Source organism: Micromonospora sp. NPDC051924, from assembly GCF_055586005.1.
In genome coordinates this window covers 114,252-132,394 of record NZ_JBVJJA010000007.1, presented here as the reverse complement: position 1 = coordinate 132,394, position 18,143 = coordinate 114,252, and the positions used below count along the sequence as shown (strand labels likewise).

Annotated in this window: 17 protein-coding genes; 6 read left to right on the top strand and 11 right to left on the bottom strand. The window is 74.5% G+C overall.

Annotated elements, in window-relative coordinates; all coding sequences use genetic code 11:
- The 5 genes from ACZ6S5_RS07985 (at position 1) to ACZ6S5_RS07965 (ending at position 5,300) form a co-directional block, all read left to right on the top strand.
- Positions 1-879, top strand: coding sequence for a hypothetical protein (locus ACZ6S5_RS07985; RefSeq protein WP_465998934.1), 879 nt, complete (start codon positions 1-3; stop codon positions 877-879).
- Complete coding sequence (locus tag ACZ6S5_RS07980) at positions 872-3,544, top strand: FtsK/SpoIIIE domain-containing protein (RefSeq protein ID WP_465998932.1); 2,673 nt, start codon at positions 872-874, stop codon at positions 3,542-3,544. Before ACZ6S5_RS07985 ends, ACZ6S5_RS07980 begins: the two co-directional genes overlap by 8 nt.
- Positions 3,541-4,209, top strand: coding sequence for a hypothetical protein (locus ACZ6S5_RS07975; RefSeq protein ID WP_465998930.1), 669 nt, complete (start codon positions 3,541-3,543; stop codon positions 4,207-4,209). Before ACZ6S5_RS07980 ends, ACZ6S5_RS07975 begins: the two co-directional genes overlap by 4 nt.
- 43 nt (positions 4,210-4,252) lie before the next feature.
- Entirely contained in the window at positions 4,253-4,936 is a 684-nt protein-coding gene (locus ACZ6S5_RS07970; protein ID WP_465998928.1) for an SGNH/GDSL hydrolase family protein, read from the top strand.
- Between the two features lie 70 nt (positions 4,937-5,006).
- Complete coding sequence (locus ACZ6S5_RS07965) at positions 5,007-5,300, top strand: hypothetical protein (RefSeq protein ID WP_465998926.1); 294 nt, start codon at positions 5,007-5,009, stop codon at positions 5,298-5,300.
- Positions 5,301-5,323: 23 nt separating this feature from the next.
- Here the strand turns inward: ACZ6S5_RS07965 and ACZ6S5_RS07960 are convergent, their stop codons facing one another.
- Both ACZ6S5_RS07960 and ACZ6S5_RS07955 read right to left on the bottom strand, forming a co-directional pair.
- Positions 5,324-6,289, bottom strand: a complete 966-nt coding sequence (locus ACZ6S5_RS07960) for an aminoglycoside phosphotransferase family protein (RefSeq protein WP_465998925.1) — start codon at positions 6,287-6,289, stop codon at positions 5,324-5,326.
- 533 nt (positions 6,290-6,822) lie between these two features.
- Complete coding sequence (locus ACZ6S5_RS07955) at positions 6,823-7,506, bottom strand: TetR/AcrR family transcriptional regulator (protein ID WP_465998924.1); 684 nt, start codon at positions 7,504-7,506, stop codon at positions 6,823-6,825.
- A gap of 60 nt (positions 7,507-7,566) precedes the next feature.
- Between ACZ6S5_RS07955 and ACZ6S5_RS07950 the strand changes: the two genes are divergently transcribed.
- A complete protein-coding gene (locus tag ACZ6S5_RS07950) occupies positions 7,567-8,406 on the top strand; it encodes an alpha/beta fold hydrolase (RefSeq protein ID WP_465998922.1) in 840 nt (279 codons plus the stop codon).
- Between the two features lie 67 nt (positions 8,407-8,473).
- Here the strand turns inward: ACZ6S5_RS07950 and ACZ6S5_RS07945 are convergent, their stop codons facing one another.
- The 9 genes from ACZ6S5_RS07945 to ACZ6S5_RS07905 all read right to left on the bottom strand — a co-directional run bounded on the left by ACZ6S5_RS07945 (position 8,474) and on the right by ACZ6S5_RS07905 (position 18,034).
- A complete protein-coding gene (locus tag ACZ6S5_RS07945; RefSeq protein ID WP_465998920.1) occupies positions 8,474-9,826 on the bottom strand; it encodes an ATP-grasp domain-containing protein in 1,353 nt (450 codons plus the stop codon).
- On the bottom strand, positions 9,823-10,797 hold the full coding sequence (locus tag ACZ6S5_RS07940; protein WP_465998918.1) for an alpha-ketoacid dehydrogenase subunit beta: 975 nt from the start codon (positions 10,795-10,797) through the stop codon (positions 9,823-9,825). The genes ACZ6S5_RS07945 and ACZ6S5_RS07940 overlap by 4 nt, the downstream gene beginning before the upstream one ends.
- The gene (locus ACZ6S5_RS07935; RefSeq protein WP_465998916.1) at positions 10,797-11,768 is read right to left on the bottom strand and encodes a thiamine pyrophosphate-dependent dehydrogenase E1 component subunit alpha; all 972 of its coding nucleotides are present in this window, start codon (positions 11,766-11,768) and stop codon (positions 10,797-10,799) included. Before ACZ6S5_RS07935 ends, ACZ6S5_RS07940 begins: the two co-directional genes overlap by 1 nt.
- On the bottom strand, positions 11,765-12,562 hold the full coding sequence (locus ACZ6S5_RS07930) for a DUF3050 domain-containing protein (RefSeq protein WP_465998914.1): 798 nt from the start codon (positions 12,560-12,562) through the stop codon (positions 11,765-11,767). The genes ACZ6S5_RS07935 and ACZ6S5_RS07930 overlap by 4 nt, the downstream gene beginning before the upstream one ends.
- A gap of 2 nt (positions 12,563-12,564) precedes the next feature.
- Positions 12,565-13,488 carry a phytanoyl-CoA dioxygenase family protein gene (locus ACZ6S5_RS07925; RefSeq protein WP_465998912.1) on the bottom strand — a complete coding sequence of 308 codons (924 nt, stop codon included), beginning with the start codon at positions 13,486-13,488 and terminating at the stop codon, positions 12,565-12,567.
- Positions 13,485-14,582, bottom strand: coding sequence for a 4-hydroxyphenylpyruvate dioxygenase (hppD, locus tag ACZ6S5_RS07920; protein ID WP_465998911.1), 1,098 nt, complete (start codon positions 14,580-14,582; stop codon positions 13,485-13,487). The genes ACZ6S5_RS07925 and hppD overlap by 4 nt, the downstream gene beginning before the upstream one ends.
- 67 nt (positions 14,583-14,649) lie before the next feature.
- Positions 14,650-15,933 (bottom strand): beta-ketoacyl-[acyl-carrier-protein] synthase family protein, encoded by a 1,284-nt coding sequence (locus ACZ6S5_RS07915; RefSeq protein WP_465998909.1) that lies wholly within the window; start codon positions 15,931-15,933, stop codon positions 14,650-14,652.
- Positions 15,930-17,546, bottom strand: coding sequence for a class I adenylate-forming enzyme family protein (locus ACZ6S5_RS07910; RefSeq protein WP_465998907.1), 1,617 nt, complete (start codon positions 17,544-17,546; stop codon positions 15,930-15,932). Before ACZ6S5_RS07910 ends, ACZ6S5_RS07915 begins: the two co-directional genes overlap by 4 nt.
- A complete protein-coding gene (locus tag ACZ6S5_RS07905; protein WP_465999101.1) occupies positions 17,543-18,034 on the bottom strand; it encodes a beta-ketoacyl synthase chain length factor in 492 nt (163 codons plus the stop codon). Before ACZ6S5_RS07905 ends, ACZ6S5_RS07910 begins: the two co-directional genes overlap by 4 nt.
- Between the last annotated feature and the right edge of the window lie 109 nt (positions 18,035-18,143).

Sequence of the window (18,143 nt, the reverse complement as noted above, 5' to 3'; positions counted from 1 at the left end):
GTGTCCATCGTCGAGGACATCGGCGCGCAGGTCCGCGCCGCCGCCGAGGAACTGCCGCTCGCCCCGCTCGCCCTGGCCCTGGAGAAGCTCGGCCAGGCCACCGAGCGGCTGCGCTGGGTGCGCCAGGAGTCGGCCAACCCGATGGGGGTGCCGGAGCTGTCCGCCGCGACCGAGCACGTCGAGACCGCCACCCACACGCTGCGGGTGGCCCAGGAGCAGCTGTCCGCGTACCTGGCCGCGATCGGGCTGGCCGCCGACGGTTCACCCGCTCCGACCGGGGAGCGGCGCCGGCCGCAGCACGACGCGCCCCGCGGCGGCGTCCCGCCGGCCACCCCGGGCGGCGCCCCCGAGCCGGAGCAGCCGGCCATGCGGCGCTGGTGGGCGGTGCGGGTGGCCGAGCTGACCGGCGGCCGGGAGGGCGCGCCGGACGCGCCGGACGACCGGGTCGGCGACTCCCGGGAGCTGCTGCGCCGGGTGGTCACCGGGGTCCGCTCCGGGGACCGGGACCGGCTGCACCGCGAGCTGCGCGCCGCGCACGCCGACGTCGGGCTGGGGCTGGCCGCGATCGCCCCGCCGATGCTGCGCGACCTGGCCGGCGAGCTGCTCGGGCACCCGCCCCGCGCGGACGACCTGGGCCGGCTGCGCCGGGAGCTGGACGGGCGGGTCCGGGACCTGCTGCCCGGGCTGCCGCCGCCGGTGCTGGACACCCTGCTGACCCGGGTCTGCCGGATGCCCCCGCCGCGCCGTCCCGGCGACGAGCAGCAACCGCACGCGGCCGACCCGGCGGTCACCGCCGGGGTGGTCACCGGGGTGCTGCTGGACCGGCTCGGGCGGGACCTGCCCAAGGACGCCGACGAGCGGGAGTCGACCCGTGGCTGATGTCCGCGCCCAACTGGTGACGCGGGTCCGGGGAATGCTCTCCGAGGCCCTCGGCGCGACCCGCAACCGGCTGGCCGCCGCCGACGCCGAGCTGGCCGCCGGCCGGGAGCGGCTGACCCGGGTGCGGCGCGCCGCGGCCGCCGTACCGGAGCGGGTGGGTGCCGCCCGCGACCGCCGGCTGGCCGAGATCGACGCCCGGCACACCCGGCACATCGGCGAGCTGGCCCGGCGGGCCGCCGCGGCGGCCGAGCGGGAGGCCCCCGGCGCGGCGTCCGCGCCCTGGGACCGGTGGCGGTCGACGCCCGCCGGCCGGGCCGAGACCCCCGGGGCGGTCCGGGTCGGCACGGTCCGCATCCCCGGCGCCGAACCGGTGCCGGCCCTGGTGCCGCTGCTGGACGCCGGCCACGTGCAGCTGGCCGGCAGCGACCGCGACGGGATCGCCGCGGTGGTGCCCGCGCTGCTGTTGCGTTCGATTGGCCGCGCCGACCCCGGCACGGTCCGGCTCTTCGGGTACGACCCCGAGCACCTCGGCGGGGGGCTGGCCGGGTTCGCCCCGCTCGGCGCCGCCGGGCTGCTCACCTTCGTCGGCCCCGGCGGGCTGGGCCGGTTGCTGGACGACCTGGTGGAGCAGATCCGCCGGATCAACGAGACCGTGCTCGCCGGCGAGTACGCCTCGCTGCGCGCGCTCGCCGCGGCGACCGGCCGCCGGCCGGAGCCGTGGCGGGTGGCGGTGCTGCTCGGCGGCGACGAGCTGTCCCGGCACGAGCGCGGCCAACTGGACCGGGTGGTCCGCACCGGCGCGGCCTGCGGCGTGCACCTGGTGGTCCGCGGCATCGACCTGCCGGACGATCCGACCGTCACCCGGGTGGTGGTGGAGCCCGACGACGCCCGGATCGCCGGGCTGCCCGTGGTGCTCGACGCGCCGCCGCCGGCCCCCCTGGTCACCGAGACCTGCCGCGAGGTGGCGTCCCGGGTCAACGCCGGCCCTCCGCCGGCGCCCTTCACCGACCTGCTCCCCCCGCCCGAGGAGTACTGGCGGGAGGACTCGGCGCACGGGCTGGCCGCGCCGATCGGCGAGGGCCCGCACGGGCGGCCGGTGCTGCTCACCCTCGGCGACTACCCGCCGCACGCGCTGATCGGCGGCCCCTCCGGCACCGGCAAGACCAACCTGATCTTCGCCTGGATCGGCGCGCTCGCCTCCCGCTACTCCCCCGCCGAGCTGGAGTTCTACCTGCTCGACTTCAAGGAGGGGGTGTCCTTCGCCCGGTTCGCCCAGGGCCGGCGGGACCCGAGCTGGCTGCCGCACATGCGGCTGGTCGGCATCAACGTCAACACCGACCGGGAGTTCGGGCTGGCCCTGCTGCGCTTCCTCGCCGAGGAGCTGCGCCGCCGCGCGGACGCCGCGAAGAAGCACGAGGTCACCAAGCTGGCCGAGCTGCGCGCGGTGGACCCGACCGGGCACTGGCCCCGGATCGTCGCGGTGGTCGACGAGTTCCAGGCGCTGCTCGCCGGCCGGGACGTGGTGGCCCGGGAGGCCGCCGACCTGCTGGAGGACCTGGCCCGGCGGGGCCGGTCGCAGGGTATCCACCTGGTGCTCGCCTCGCAGGACGTCCGCGGCATCGAGGCGCTCTGGGGGCGGCCCGCGCTGGTCGCCCAGTTCACCCTGCGGATCGCGCTGCCCAAGGCGCTGCGCATCCTGGCCGAACGCAACGACGCGGCGCAGTCGCTGCCCCGGCACCACGCCGTGGTCAACGCCGAGTCCGGGCTGGTCGAGGGGAACGAGGTGGCCCGCATCCCGTCGGCCAGCGACTGGGAGACCTGGAGCGAGCTGCAGCACCGGCTGTGGCGGATGCGCCCGCAGGACGCCGCCCCGGCCCGGCTCTTCGACGGCGACGCGATTCCCCGGCTGGCTGACGCGCCGGACTTCCGCGCGCTGACCACCCCCGAGCAGGGGGTGCCGCGCAGCCCGGTGGCGCTGCTCGGCGAGATCATCGACGTGCAGGCCCGCTCGGCGGCGCTCCGGCTGCCCCGGGCCCCCGGGCGCAACCTGGCCGTGCTGGGCACCCGGGTCGACGAGGCGTGCGCGGTGCTCGACGCCGCGGCCCGGTCACTCGCCCGCCAGCACCGTCCCGGCACCGCCCGGTTCTCCATCGCCTGCCTCGACCCGGACGCCGACCCGGCCGCCCGCGCCCTCTACGAGGACCTGGCCGACGACGCCGCCTGGTACGACGAGGAGACGGTGCCCGAGCTGATGGCCGAGGTGGGCGACGCGCTCGGTGCGCCGGGCACCCCGAACACCCCGCACTACCTGCTGCTGTACGCGGTCGACGCGGCGGCCGGTCAGCTCGCCGGGAAGGTGGGCCGGCGGACCGGGCTGGAGCAGCTGCGCCGCATCCTGCACGACGGGCCGGAACGCCGTACGCACGTGCTGGCCTGGTGGCGGGGGGTGGCCCGGATGCGGGCCGACCTGGGCGGCCCGGCCGCCCGGATCGAGAACATCGGCGCCTGGGTGGCGCTGGACGTGCAGGGTGCCGAGCTGGGCTCCTCGCTGTACCCGGGCACCGGCGGCCCGGACTGGTACCCCCGGCCGTGGCGGGGTCTCTACTTCGACCGGGCAGTGCACCGCACCGGCCAGGTGATCATCCCCTATGGTCCCTCCCGATGAACGAACCGGTGACCAGTGAGACGTACGCCGCCCAGATCCGTCGGCTCGCCGAGCTGACCGCCCGGGTGGCCGGCCAGCGCGCCGAGGCGCACACCTGGTACGCGCAGCAGTGCGCCGCCGCCGACCGGGCCGTGGCCGAGGCCACCGCGCAGGTCCGGCAGGCCGAGGCGGAGGTGGCCGAGGCCCGCGACCTGGTCGAACGGGTCGACGCCGAGACCACCCACCTGTGGGGACAGCTACGGGCCCGAATCGGCGCGGGCGGGCGGCGGCTGGGCGATCCCCCCGGGCCGGCCCGGGACGCCGCCGGCGACCCGGTGCCGCTGCTGCACGGGGTACGCGAGCTGCTGGACCGCACCCGCCAACCGGGCGAGCTGCCCGGCTCGGCCAACCCGTTGCTGGTGGCCTGCGGGATCGGCGGCGCGGTCGTCGCGTACGCCCTGGGCCTGGCCGCCCGGGCGCTGGGGTACGGCTCGGGTGGTGACCTGGCGGTCGGCATGCCGGTGCTGGCGTTGGTCGTCACGCTGCTCGGCCCGCTGGTCGGACTGGCCCCGGCCCGGCTGATCGCCGACCGCCGGCACGCCGTGCTCACCCCGCGACCGATGCTCGTGGTGGCCGGCGCGGGTCTGGTGACGACGCTCCTCCTGCTCGCCCTCGCCCCCCGCTGACCGGTTGATCGACGGAGCCTTCCCGATCGGCTAGCGTGCGGGCGTGGGATCGACGGTGACCGAAGCGACGGATCCGTGGTGCCTGCGCGCGGGCGAGAGCGCGGAGCTGTTGCGCGGCCACCCGTGGCGGCGGTTCGTGGTGCTGGGCGACAGTGTCGCCGAGGGCATGTGCGAGCCGGTCGACGGGTACCCGGACCTGCAGTGGGCCGACCGGATTGCCGCCGAGCTGCGGGCCGTCCAACCTGGACTGGCGTACCTGAACCTGGGGCGGCGGGGGCTGCGGGCGGGCGAGGTGCGGGCCGAACAGCTCGGCCCGGCGCTGGACTTCCGCCCCGACCTGGCGCTGGTGGTCTGCGGTGGCAACGACGCCTTCCGGACCGGGTACGACCCGGAGGACGTGGACGCGGAACTGACCGCGATGATCACGGCGTTGCGGGACGCCGGCGCGGACGTCATCACCGTCGGCATGTTCGACGTCTCGCACAGCCCGGCCGTGCCGGCGGCGCTGCGGGCTGGACTGGGTGAGCGGATGCGCCTGCTCTCCGGGCACACCGCCAGGCTGGCCGAACGGCTCGGCACCCTGCACGTGCACCTCACCGACCATCCGATGGTGGCCGACCCGTCCCTCTACAGCAGCGACGGCCGGCACGGCAGCGCCCGCAGCGACGCCATCGCCGCCGCCGAGGCCCTCCGGGTGCTGGGTGTGGCCATCGACCAGGGGCGGTGATGGGCGCATGGTTCCCAGACCTGGCCTGGTTGTTCTACAGTCGGCCGCACCTGCGGAAGGAAGGCCGCTCATGAACGACCGCGACGCGACGGCCCTGGAGCTGGCCGACCGGCGCACGTCTGTCGGCCTTCCCTGGGCGGCGGTCCGGTCGGCGGTGATCCGCTACCCCGGTCCGTTCGCCACCCTCCGGGTCACCCTTCACCCCGGCGTGCCGGCACCACCACCCGGCGCCCGGCAGCCACGCGTACGCGCCGGCCACCCCACCTACCAGGTGCATGTCGGCACCATGCGCCCGTCTCCGGCGGTCCTGCGCGCGGCCCTGGCCCAGCACCCCGCACAGGAGGCTGCCGCACCGCCCTGGTGAGGTTCGGACGGGTCAGGGCCTTGTCAGCGGGACGGCAGCCGGGCGAGGATGCGGTCCGTCGCGTGGTCGGCGATGGAGCGGATGAAGGCGCGGTCGGGGAAGTCGCCGTCGAGCAGGCGCAGCGGACCCTCCACCAGGGACAGGTCCAGCGCCAGGCGGTAGAGGCGCAGGCGGGCCTCGTCCAGATCGTCGGCGGCCAGGTGGTGGTAGGTGTCGCCGAAGCGCAGCTCCAGGAAGGCATGCTCCCACTCGCGATCGAAGAACATCGCGCCCTCGATGTCGATCAGCACTGGCCGATCGTGGTCGTCGACCAGGACATGGTCCGGGCCCAGCTCGCCGTGGATCAGGGAGTATCCGGCCCGCGGCGCCACGGCGGCGTACGCGGTGTCGAGCAGGGCGGCGATGCCGTTCCGCGCGGCGGCGATGGCCGGCACCCGTCGGGCGGACTCCGCCAGGTGGCGCAGCGCCCGGTCCCGGACCACGGTCTGCGGTGGTGGCGCGTCCGCGAGGGCGAGCGGCCGGCCGTACCGGTCGTTAGGCCGGCGGTGCAGGGCACGGATCAGCTCACCGAGCCCGACCAGCACAGGTTCGGCCCGGCCGGGGTCGCGGGAGTGCAGGGCTTCGAGACTGCCGCCGCGGATGTCCTGCACCACAGCCAGGTCGCCACGGCCGCGGTCGAGCAGCAGGATCTCGGGTACGCGGACGCCGGCGGCGGTGAGTTCGGCGTGCGCGGACGCGAAGAGGTCGAGTCCGGTGGCCGGGGAGAAGGGACCGTCGGGGTCCTCGTCGGTGGTGGGCCACCAGTTCTCGGCGTCGCTCCAGCGGTGCACGACGCAGCTCGTGCCGTCGTCCAGGGTGAGGCGATAGACGCCCTTCTTGGTGCCCCCGGTGAGCCGCGCGACGCCGCGCAACTCGCGGGCGTCGCCGTACACCCGGCGCACCACCGCGCTCAGGTCCCCGCTGTCCGGTCGCTTCCGTGCCCCATCCACCCGGGCATTCTGCCCGAGCGGGCCGGGGGACGCGGTGAGGCACCCGCGTACGGCGTACGCCTCCACAAAGGACGGCGCCGCTGGCATCAGCGCGTGCCAAGTGGTCTCTGGATGTCCGTGACGCCGCAACCGGGCCGTCTGGGAGGGGTCACCGCTCCGCGACACGCCGGTCGTGGCGCAGGCGTGGCCGATACTGGCATCGACCCCGCCCTCGGGCACCGGCTCAACAGATCGGGGAACGTCGTGATCGCCAGGGTCGCAGTGTGGGAACCAATGCCGACCGATGACCGGGACTGGGTCATCGAAGCCTCCTCGGCCGTACCGGGCGTACGAGCCACCTACCACCTGATCGACCCCGAGACCGGCAACGGCCTGTCCATCGCCATCTTCGATGACGAGGACGCCGCCCAGGCGGCCGGGGCCGCCCCGGCGGCGCGCGGAGGAGATCGGGTGGAACGACCAGCAGCGACCCCGCTTCACCTCCGAGACCTTCTACGAGGTGCTGCGAGGCAGGCCGTAGGGGGCGCCCGCGATCAGGCCGCTCCCCCGCACTCGCTAGCGAGCAGGCCGGTGAGCAGGCCGCGGAGGGTCCGCTCGAAGAGGTCCTGCGGTGGGGCGGTCGACGGTGGCTCGGCGAAGGCGGCGGCGAGGTGCGGGTACGCCGCGAGATCGACGTGCTCGAAGCTGACCGGACCGGACGCCGTCTCGGCGCGGGCGAAGAGCGAGACCACGCCGGTGACCATGGCGATCGCCTCGAACTTCGCGGTGACCGGTGCGCCGACCGGCTGGAGCACACGTAGGCAGGTGTCGAACCACGCGAGGGTGTTCGGCCCGGGGGTCCCGGCGTGGGCGATCGCGTCCGCGAGCCAACGGTGCCGCCGGTACAGCTCGAGCTGGCGGCGGGCCAGCAGCACCATGTCGTCCCGCCACTCGCCGGTGGCCTCCGGGTAGGGCATCAGCTCGCCCACGCACCGGTCGACCATCAGGGCCAGCAGGTCGTCGCGGGACGACAGGTGCCGGTAGAGCGAGCCGGCGGCCATGCCGAGCGCCCCGGCCACGGCCCGCATCGACACCGCCCCGAGTCCGCCCTTGTCGGCAAGCTCGACGGCGGCGGCGACCATCGCGTCCCGGCCGTGGGTCGGGGCGGGCCCCCGGCTGCCCCGCTCCGGCCGGCTCCAGATGGACCGTCCGCCGGAATTCGTGGATGCGCCGCTCACCACACCACTGTAAACTGCAAACATCGTTCGCGGTTTCAACGGGGTCAGGAGGAGACGGTGATGGAGCGGATCTCGGCACCGGACGGCGCGCGCATCGTCCTGCACTCGACGGGCACCGGCCCGGGCGTCGTGGTGGTGCACGGCGGTGGGGTCACCATCGACGAGTACCGCCGGCTGGCCGCACGCCTCGCCGACCGGTTCACGGTGCACCTCTACAACCGGCGGGGGCGGGCGGACGCCCCGCCGCGGCGGGAGCCGTACACGGTCGAGCAGGAGATCGACGACCTCGGGGCGGTGCTCGCGAACACCGGCGCGCGCCGGGCCGTCGGGCACAGCTACGGCGCGTTCGTGGTGCTGCGGGCCGCGTTGCGGCTGCCGCTGGACCAGGTCGTGGTCTACGACGCACCGCTGTGCCTCGCCGGACACGGCCTGCCGACGGACTACCTCGACCCGGCCGAGGAGGCGATCCGTGCCGGGAACATCCCCCGGGCGATGGCCCTGGTCGGCGCGGGAGTCAACCCGCAGGACGCGGCGTCGCGCCTCCCGCTCGGCGTGCAGACGGCGGTCTGCCGGCTGTTCCTGCGCACCCCGATCGGCCGGAAAATGGGCGCGCTGCTGCCGATGACGCTGCGCGAGACCCGGCAGATCCAGGCGCACGAGGCACCGGCCGAGGCGTACGCTGGCATCACCGCCGACGTCCTGCTGGCCTGCGGCGCCAAGGCCGCGCCGTGGTACGCCGAGGTCAACGAACTCCTGGCCGGGGTCCTGCCCCGGGCGCGGACGCTCCAGGTTCCCGGCTGCGGGCACAACGGGATCGCGGTCGCCCCACCCCGCCTCGTCGATCCGATCGCCGAGTTCCTCGCCACCCCCACCGCGTCCGAGCGACACCAGCCTTGTTGACCAAGGAGTGTGCGTCATCCGGGGGCCGGATCCAGACGCAAACTCCTTGATCAACGCGACAAGGCCCTCAGTCGGTGAGGAGGATGCCGGTCATGAGGACGCCTCTCGCCAGGTTGAGGACGCCCTCGCAGCCGGGGTAACCGACCCGCGCCAGGGCGCCGGAACCGGTCCGGCCGAACAGGTACGGGGCGAGGCTGTACGGGACCTCGGCGCTGACCGTCTCCCCGGTCTCGATCTGCACGAAGTCCATCGTGACCCGGTCCGCCTCGTGGTAGCGCTGGAGGATGTTGCCGCCCGCGTCGACCGCGGCGCGTACCCCGTCCTCCCAGGCCACCGGGCTCATCTCCCGGCCGATGAGCACCCCGTGCCCGGCGGAGCCGCCGGCCGGCTTGGCGACCAGGTCGGCCTGCTCGGCCAGCGCCCGGTCGAGCTGGTCGGCGGTGAGCGCGACGGTGTGCGGCACGTACCGGCGGACCAGCGCCCGGTCGGTGTCCGAGAGCAGTTCCAGGTCGTCCCAGAGCCAGGCGTAGTTCAGCTTGTTGCTGAGCAGCCAGGCGGCGGTGCTGACGAACATCGGCAGGGTGCCGGCGGCCAGAGCGCCGGCGACGGCGTCCAGGCCGGCGCTGGGGGTGACCCGGTTGGGCACGAAGAGCCGGAACAGCGCGTCGACCGGCGCGCCGCCGACCACGAGTCGCCGCTGGTCGTCGAGAGTGGCCCCGGCGACCGGCCCGATGACCAGGTCGATGCCGAAGCGCCGGGCCTGATCGGCGAGCGGGGAGAGGATCCGGATGAACGTCTCCGGATCGTCCAGTCCCGGGTACTCGGCGTCGAAGTCCATCAGCAGCGCCACCCGCGCGCCGTCGGGCAGGTCGAGGTTGTCCCGGATGGCGGCGAAGCGCTGGTCCAGCAGGGAGGGCGCGGGCCGGATCCCGTCGAGCAGGCCCTGCGAGCGGTAGAGGTCGGCGTACCGGTAGATCACCGTGTCGGCGTCGAAGCCACCGCCGAGGCTGCTGTCGATGTTGTACTCGACGATGCACGGCACCCCGCCGGAGTAGAGCACGTCCGGCCGGTACGCGGCGAGCAGCCCGTCGTGCAGCACCTCGTCCTCGTCGAGGAGCTTGGTCTCCCCCTCCGGCACGTCGAGCAGCCGGCGCAAGTCCCCGGCGGTGCGGGCTCGGCGTTGGCAGGCCTCCAGGATGAGCTGGGCGATCCGGTCGCAGACCTCGTTCAGCTCGCGGAACGCGTCGGCGGTCAGCACCGGCGGCCGGGCCAGCCGCCACTGCTTGTTGTAGGTGGCCCGGCCGTGGAAGACCTTCTCCCAGGCCGCGGCGCCGGCGGCGACCATCGCGGTACGGGTCGACTCGGGAAGGTCGGTCCACGCGTGGCCGAGCGGCGGCCACGGGTAGTCGGGGTCGATCATGATGCGTCCTTCAGGCAGAGTTGGATGGCGGCGATGAGCTGCTCGCGGCCGGGTTGCACGGCCCGGTCGAGCGCGGGCGCGAAGGGCAGCACGGCGCCGTCGGGGCGGGTGACCCGTCGGGGTGGCGCGGCCAGCCGGATCCGCTCGACGACGGTGGCGATGATCTCCCCGGCGATGCCGCAGGACCGGTTGGAGTCGTCCACCACGACGAGGCGTCCGGTGCGGGCCACCGACCCGATCAGGCCGTCCCAGTCGAACGGGTACAGGGTGCGGGGGTCGAAGACCTCCACGGAGACCTGGTCGGCCAGCTCGTCGGCGACCGCCAGGGCGTCGTGCACCAGGTGCCCGACGGCCACCACGGTGACGTCCGTCCCGGCCCGCCGGACGCACCCTCGCCCGAGCGGCACCGGGGCGAGGTCGGGAAGGGCGACGTCGGCCCGCAGATCCATGGCGGCGGCGGGGGCGAAGACGACCACCGGGTCGGCGCAGCGGATCGCCGACACCAGCAGCCCGTACGCGTCGGCCGGGGTGGCCGGCACCACGGTGGTCACCCCGACGTGGGCGAAGAGGCTGTACGGGTGGTCGGAGTGCTGTCCCGCCCAGCCGGTCCGGGAGCCGGAGCCGGGCACCAGGTAGGTGACCGGGACGGCGCACTGCCCTCCGGTCATCAGCGGGAACTTGTGGGCGTGGTTGACGATCTGCTCGAAGACCAGGAAGAGCAGCGACGGGATCTGGAACTCGATCACCGGGCGCGCGCCGGCCAGCGCGGCGCCGGTGGCGAAGCTGGTGAACGCCTGCTCGGACAGCGGGGTGTCGAGGACCCGCTCGGGGCCGAACTTCTTCAGCAGGCCGGAGGTGACGTTCGCGGCGGCCACCCGGATGTCCTCGCCGAGCAGGAAGACCGACTCGTCGCGGGTCATCTCGTCGGTGAGCGCCCGGGTGAGCGCCCTGCGGTAGGAGAGCCGGGGCATCAGCCACCTCCGGTCCGGGCGGTGAGCCCGCTGGCGTACAGGTGGTCGAGGGCGGTGGCCGGGTCCGGCGCGGGGCTGGCCAGGGCGTAGTCGACGGCCGCGTCGAGAACAGCCTCCACGGCGGCGTCCACCTCGGCCCGGACCGGAGCGGGCAGCCGGGTGCCCTGGATGTCGACCGGGTCGCGGGAACGGCCGGCGGCCACCTCCTCCGGCGGGCGGTAGTCGAGGCGTACCTGGTGCTCGAAGGTGTGGTGGGCGTCGAAGCGGTAGGTGCGGGCCTCGACCAGTTCCGGGCCGCCGCCGGCGCGCATCCGGGCGACGGCGGCCGCGGTGGCGTCGCGTACCCCCTCGGGGTCCTGGCCGTCGACGGCGACCGCCGGCATGCCGAACGCGGCGGCGCGGCCGGCGATGGTGCCGGCGACCGCGCCCGCGACCGGCATGGTGGTGGCGTAGCCGTTGTTCTCGCAGACGAACAGCACCGGCACCCGCCAGAGCGCGGCCAGGTTGAACGCCTCCAGCAGCGTCCCCTCGTTGACCGCGCCGTCGCCGAAGAAGGTCGCGCCGACCACGTCGTCGCCGCGCCGCCGGCGCGCCCACACCGCCCCGGTGAGGATCGCGCCGGCGGCCCCGACGATGGCGTTGGCGCCGAGCACCCCGACGCCGAAGTCGGCGGCGTGCATCGACCCGCCCCGGCCCCGGTTGAGCCCGGTGACCCGGCCGCACAGCTCGGCGAGCATCCGGGCCGGATCGGCGCCCTTGGCCAGCACGTGCCCGTGCCCGCGGTGGGTGCCGGTCACCAGGTCGTCGGCGCGCAGCGCGGCGCAGACCCCGGCGGCGATCCCCTCCTGACCGAGGTACGGGTGGATGCCGCCGACGATCTCCCCGGCGCGGACCAGCTCGATGGCCCGCTCCTCGAAGCGGCGGATCAGCCGTACCGTGCGGTAGAGCCGGACCGGGTCGATGTCGGTCACGCCGGGCGACCCTCCTTGACGGCGGCGAGGATGTCGTCCCAGAGCTTGGCCCGGGCGGCGAGCGCCTCGTTGACGGTGTCGGCGCACTCCTGCCACTTGGTGTCGTCGTCGCCGCAGAGGTCGGCGAGCATCTGCATGGCCATCGGGGTGTGCTGCTCCCCGTCGACCTCGATGTGCCGCTCCAGGTAGTCGACGAACTTGTTGAGCCGCCGGCTGCGCTCGTTGACCGCGACGACCTGGGTGAACATCTCCGGAATGAGGTCCTCCCGGCCGAACGCGAAGGCCGCCGCCTGGCAGTGCACCGGGGTGGTCTCGATGATCCGCCAGGTGGTGCCGGCGAAGGCGGCCGACGGGGCCGGTACGCCGGCCTGGGCCAGCGCGTCGGTCACCGGGTGGCCGGCGCGCAGCAGGTCGACGAGCTTCTCCACGGCGGTGGTGTCCGCGCCGGCCTCGCTCATGCCCTGCACGTAGAGCTCGAAGTGGCTGATGTAGCCGTCCCCGAGTTCGTCGCTCTCCTCGACCATGACGATGTCGTTGATCAGGCGGCGGCTGCCGGTCGGGCCGGTCGGGATCCACGGCACGGTGACGCAGGTGAGCTGGCGCTGCAGCGACTTGAGCAGCGACATGAAGTCCCACACCGCGAAGACGTGATGCGCCATGAAGGTGACCAGCGCGTCGTGGGTGTCCAGGTTGGCGTAGAGGGGGTGCTTGACGACCACGTCCCGGCGCTCGGTGACCGCCCGCTCCAGCCGCTCGATGCCCGGGTGCGTCCTCCCCCAGTCGTACCGTGACATGGTCAGCCTCCCTGCTGGGCGCGGTCGCGCCAGATGACCGGGCAGAATTCGGGGTCGGCGTAGTCCGGCCGGCCCTCGCGGGTGCGGCCGACCAGCACGTCGTGGTTGTACGCGGCGAGCGTGCCGTCGGAGAGCGGATACTCCCGCCAGGCGTTGCCGCCGTCCTGCAGGTGCAGCGAGATCGCCCGGCGGGGGCGGTCGCTGACGTTCGCGCCGCTGCCGTGGTAGATGCGGCAGTGGTGGAAGCTCAGGTGTCCCTTGGGGATCACCATGGGGACCTTGCGGATCTCGGCGCCGTTGTGCGCGGCGTTCTCGGCGAGCATGACGTCGAGCTGGTCGCGGTCCCGGTCGGCGAAGTGCCGGACCACGGTGTCGTCGGCGCCGATCTCCTGCCAGCGGTGCGACCCGTCGACCATGGTGATGGTGCCCATCTCCTCGCCGCAGTCGTGGAACGGGATGAACGCGGTGAGCATGCTCTCCGAGCTCGACGACGCCCAGTAGTGCTTGTCGAAGTGCCAGGGCACGATGTTGGACGGCTCGCCGGAGATCGGCGGTTTCCAGATCAGGGTGGACTGGAAGACCCGGATCTCGTCGGCCTGCGCGAGCCGGGCGGCGACCGCCCCGATCAGCGGCTTGCGCAGGATCCGACCGATGGCGTCGTGCTCGTAGTGCACGTAGTCGTTGTGCCGCTGCACGTCGCCCTTGGCCGGGTCCCAGTAGGCCAGGCGCGGGGGCCGGACCGGCAGGCGGCGGTCGCGTTCCCCGGCGTAGTAGCGGTCGGTCGCCGCGACGAGCTCGTCCACCTCCTCGTCGGTGAACAGCTTCTTCGACAGGTACCAGCCGTGCTCGGCGTAGTGACGCACGTCCTCCGCGGAGGGGAGCAGGGCCTCCTCGTCGGCGGTCAGTGCCGGATGTGTCGTGGTCATGCCCGCACCCCTCCGGCCGCGACGGCGGGGGTCGCCCCCGCCGCGGCCAGTTCGCGTTCCTTGGCCTCGTAGAGCGCCTTGATGTTGCCGCTGCCGAAGGTGCGCGCCCCGCGCCGCTCGATGAGTTCGAGGAAGAGGGTGCGGCGCACGTGCATCGACTCGGTGAAGATCTGCAGCAGCTGGCCGCCGTGGTCGGAGTCGACCAGGATGCTCAGGTCGCGGAGCCGGTCCAGCGGCGCGTCCACCTTGCCGACCCGCGCCTCCAGGTCGTCGTAGTAGGCGGCCGGGGTGCCGGCGAACCGGACGCCCCGGTCGGCGAGGGCGCCGACCGCGGTGACGATGTCGTCGGTGCGCAGTCCGAGGTGCTGCACCCCGGCGCCGGCGTGCCAGCGCAGGAAGTCCTCGATCTGCCCGGGCCGGGCGCTGGTGTCCGGCTCCAGCAGCACCAGGGTGACCCGCCCGGTCGGGCTCTGCACCACCTTGGAGTTCATCGCCTGCCCGGCGACCTCGATGTGCTCCTCGAAGATCTCCGCGAAGCCGAAGACCTCCGCGTAGTGCTTCACCGTGTCGTCGAGCTGGCCCGGCGGCACGCAGACGGCCAGGTGGTCGATCTCGGCGAGCAGCTCGTCGCCGTCGCCGGCCGGCAGCGGCTCGATCGCCCCGGGCAGGAACCGGGTCCGGTCGCCGCGCCGCTGCACGAGCCGGTGCAGCACGTCGCCGAAGCCACCGACCTCGGCGACCATCACCTCGGCGTCCGCGTCGCGGTGGGTCCGCGGTGGGGTCACCCCGGTCGCACCCCGGGCCAACAGCTCCGCGTACGCCCCGGCGGCGTCGTCGACCTCGAGGGCGACCACGGCGATGCCGTCGCCGTGCCGTCGCACGTACGCCGACGCGGGGTGGTCGGCGGTCAGGCCGGAGGTGAGCAGCATCCGGATGTCGGCCTGGGCAAGCAGCAGTGAGCGCTGGTCGGCCAGCCCGGTCTCCGGGCCGCCCTGGCCGCACAGCCGGAAGCCGACCGCGGTGTCGAAGTAGAAGGCGGCCTGCCGGGCGTCCCCCACGTACAGTTCGACATGATCTATGCCATTGACTTGCATTTGTCCCTTCCCCATTTCCCCCCGTGCCTGGCGTGCGGGCGCACCGCGCCCGGCATGGACCGTCGGATCACCTCCCCGATCCGCCGTCCGGGGCCGCCGCGGTCGCGGCGGCCCGCCGCGCCGGACCAGCGACGCGGCGCAGCAGCAGGCTGACGTTCTGCCCCCCGAACCCGAACGAGTTGGTCAGCGCGTGCTCGGTCCGGGTGGCCCGGGGCGCGGCCCGCACGTGGTCGGCCTCGCACTCCGGGTCCGGGTCGTCGAGGTGGTACGTCGGCGGCAGCAGCCCCCGGCCGAGCGCCAGGGCGGTGGCCGCCGCCTCCAGCACCCCGGAGGCACCGAGCAGGTGCCCGGTGAGCCCCTTGGTGGAGCTGACCGGCACCCCGCCGGTGCCGAACACGTCGGCGAGCGCGGTCGTCTCGGCGATGTCGCCGAGCTTGGTGCCGGTGCCGTGCGCGTTGACGTAGCCGACCTGCGCCGGCGCCACACCCCCGCTCGCCAGGGCGCGGCGCATGCACTCGGCCGCCCCGGCGCCGTCCGGCCGGGGCGCGGTCGGGTGGTACGCGTCGGTGTTCACCCCGTACCCGGCGACCTCGGCGTAGCCGGTGACGCCCCGGGCGGCGGCGTGCTCGGCGCGTTCCAGCACCAGCAGCGCCGCCCCCTCGGCCAGGACGAAGCCGTTGCGCCGCTTGTCGAACGGGCGGCTGGCCTCGGCCGGGTCGTCCCAGCCCCGGGCCAGGGCCCGGGCGTTGCCGAAGGTGTCGGCGAAGGTCGGGAAGAGCGGCGCCTCGCTCGCCCCGCAGACCACCACGTCCGCCTCGCCGGCCCGGATGAGGCGGACCGCGTCGGCGACGGCCTGGGCACCGGACGCGCAGGCCGTGCCGACCGAGGAGCTGTAGCCCCGGATGCCGTGGGCGATGGCGATCCGGGCGGACGGCATGTTCGGCAGGATCCCGGTGAGCAGGTACGGGCTGACCGCCGCGCGGCCCCGGGCGGCCCGGGCGAGCACCTGGCTCTCCAGGGTGGACATGCCGCCGACCCCGCCGACGATCACCCCGATCCGGGCCGGGTCGACGTCCCGGCCCACCTCGATGCCGGCGTCGGCGAGCGCCTCGGCGGCGGTGAGCAGGGCGAGCAGCACGATCCGGTCGAGGACCCTGGTCTCCGGGCCGGACGCCACACTGCGCGGGTCGATCTCCGGCAGCACCCCGGCGACCTCGAGGCTGTCCCGGGCCGGGTGCCCCTCGGGTGGGCGGCGCAACCCGGACCGGCCGGTGGTCAGCGCGGCGAAGGTCGCCTCGACGCCGCGCCCGGCCGGGGTGAACAGCCCCATGCCGGTGATGACGGCGGTCATGACGGGGTCTCGGTGAGGTAGCGCTCGCGCAGCGCCACCTTGCGGACCTTGCCGGTCACGGTGACCGGCATGTCGTCGGCGCGCACCGGCACCACGCGGCGCAGGGTGGCCCCGACGTCGGGACCGAGGGCGGCCCGGATCCGCTCGGTACGGTCCTCGTCGGAGTCCGCACCGGCGGCCAGTTCCAGGAGCACGTCGCTCACCACCGCGTCGCCCTCCCTGACGATGACCACAGTGCAGTCGGTGACGTCGGGGCAGGCGGCGAGGATCCGCTCCTCGGACAGGGCGGTGAAGAACCGCCTCCCGTCGCCGACCTCGACCGAGTCGACGGCCCGGTCCAGGTGGTAGTAGCGACCCTCCTCGTCGGCGTGGACCAGATCGCCGGTGAGGTACCAGCCGCGCAGCCGGAACCGGTAGGTGGTGACCGAGTCGTTCCAGTAGCCGCGGAACAGCGACGGCGAGTCGATGCCGAGCCAGCCGACCTGGCCCGGCGGCAGCTCGTCGCCCTGCTCGTCGAGGACGGCGACCTTGGTGAACTGGTACGGGCGGCCGACGCAGCGGCCGTACCGGTCGGTGTCGGTGGTGTGGGTGATGTGGAACATCGAGTGCCCCATCTCGCTGGAGCCGAGCCCGTCGATGAAGACCGAGCCGGGAACCCGTTTCACCCCCTCCCGGGTCATCACGTCCCGCGACCCGACCGCCACGAGCCGGCGCACGTGCGGCTCGTGCGAGCAGTCCCCGGTGTTGAACCACAGCCGCACCGAGTCCAGGTCGTACGCGGACAGGTCGAAGCGGGCCAGTTCCGCCCAGGTGACGGAGAAGCCGAAGACCCCGTCCGGCCGCCACCGCTGGATGGCGTCGAGCACCCGATCCCCGCCCTGCTCGGAGAGGAGGAACATCTCCGCCCGGTTGCCCAGCGCCTGGTTGACCATCAGCACGGTCGCGGTGTGCGGCGCGGGCAGCGCGTTGAGGATCCGGCTGGTGCCCTGCGCCTGCGGCATGGACAGCAGGTGCCGGGTGGCGGCGAAGAGGCTGGCGTGCGAGTGCAGCACCGCCTTCGGCACCCCGGTGGTGCCGGAGGTGTGGGTGATGACGATCGGGTCCTCAGGGTGGTGCCGATAGGGGGCCGGGGCGGCGGCCGGGTCGCCGGTGCCCGCCTCGGCGGGCTGGCCGAGCAGCGGCGCGCCGAGGTCGTGTCCCCGCAGGGCGTCGGCGTGCGCGGTGTCGGCGAGCACGCCGGCGGCGCGCAGCCGGCGGATGTACTCGGCGGCGATCTCCGGGCGCAGCTTGCCGTTCATCAGCGCCGGGATCGCGCCGAGCCGGGTCAGCGCCAGGAACGACAGCACCATGTCGGCGGCGGTCCCGGCCCAGACCGCGATCGGGTCGCGCCGGCGTACGCCGCGCTCGTGCAACCAGGCGGCCCGGGCGTCGACCAGCGCGTCGAGCTGGCCCAGGGTCAGCGGGTGTTCGGCCGGGTGACCGTCGACCGCCGTGTCGAAGGTGAGCCCCGGACCGTCCGCGTCGGCGCCGTGTGCCAGCACCCGGGCCAGCACGTTGCCCGCGCCGAGTTCGGGGTCGGCGGCGAGTGCGCCGCGCAGTCCCTTCGTCCTCATTGACGTGTCTCCTCCCCCAGCAGCACCGCGACCGCCTCGCTCGGCGTACCGTCGGGTGCCTGTTCGATCAGGATCAGCAACGCCTGGTCGGCGTCGCCGTCGTACAGCAGCAGGTCCGCCTCGGCGGCGCCCTCGGTCCGCGGGTCGCCGGTGGGGCTCAGGCAGACCACCGGTCCGTCCAGTCCCCAGCGGGCCGCGACGTGTCCGGCGACGCTGTTCGGCACCGACTGGAAGAAGAAGAGCGGGCCGATCCGGCCCCCGGCGGCCACCGTGGCCCGGACGTGCCGGGCGCTGGCCCGGTCCCCGCTCGCGCTGACCAGCACCACCGCCGTCCGGTTGTCGCGCGGCAGCGGCGGATCGCCGAACGCGCGGGCCAGGCAGCGGTCAGCCACCGCCACCACCACCGGCGCGAAGTCCGAGTGCACGAACCCCGCCACCCCCGGCACCACCCCGTCCCCCACCTCCGGCCACCGCCCCTCCGCCACCACCCGCACCCGCTCCCCCCGCTTCGGCGATCTTGCGTTTCGGGTTGGCGTTGTGCGGTGTTCGCCCCGTTCGCCCACACCGGAAGTGCAAGATCGGCGGGTCGGGTCGGGG

Excerpts from the sequence above, each read along its gene's own strand:
- ACZ6S5_RS07965 (WP_465998926.1), top strand. The coding sequence starts at position 5,007 with ATGAACGACCGCGACGCGACGGCCCTGGAGCTGGCCGACCGGCGCACG.
- ACZ6S5_RS07930 (WP_465998914.1), bottom strand. The coding sequence starts at position 12,562 with ATGTCACGGTACGACTGGGGGAGGACGCACCCGGGCATCGAGCGGCTG.
- ACZ6S5_RS07975 (WP_465998930.1), top strand. The coding sequence starts at position 3,541 with ATGAACGAACCGGTGACCAGTGAGACGTACGCCGCCCAGATCCGTCGG.
- ACZ6S5_RS07940 (WP_465998918.1), bottom strand. The coding sequence starts at position 10,797 with ATGCCCCGGCTCTCCTACCGCAGGGCGCTCACCCGGGCGCTCACCGAC.
- ACZ6S5_RS07915 (WP_465998909.1), bottom strand. The coding sequence starts at position 15,933 with ATGACCGCCGTCATCACCGGCATGGGGCTGTTCACCCCGGCCGGGCGC.
- ACZ6S5_RS07910 (WP_465998907.1), bottom strand. The coding sequence starts at position 17,546 with ATGAGGACGAAGGGACTGCGCGGCGCACTCGCCGCCGACCCCGAACTC.
- ACZ6S5_RS07925 (WP_465998912.1), bottom strand. The coding sequence starts at position 13,488 with ATGACCACGACACATCCGGCACTGACCGCCGACGAGGAGGCCCTGCTC.
- ACZ6S5_RS07950 (WP_465998922.1), top strand. The coding sequence starts at position 7,567 with ATGGAGCGGATCTCGGCACCGGACGGCGCGCGCATCGTCCTGCACTCG.
- hppD (WP_465998911.1), bottom strand. The coding sequence starts at position 14,582 with ATGCAAGTCAATGGCATAGATCATGTCGAACTGTACGTGGGGGACGCC.
- ACZ6S5_RS07945 (WP_465998920.1), bottom strand. The coding sequence starts at position 9,826 with ATGATCGACCCCGACTACCCGTGGCCGCCGCTCGGCCACGCGTGGACC.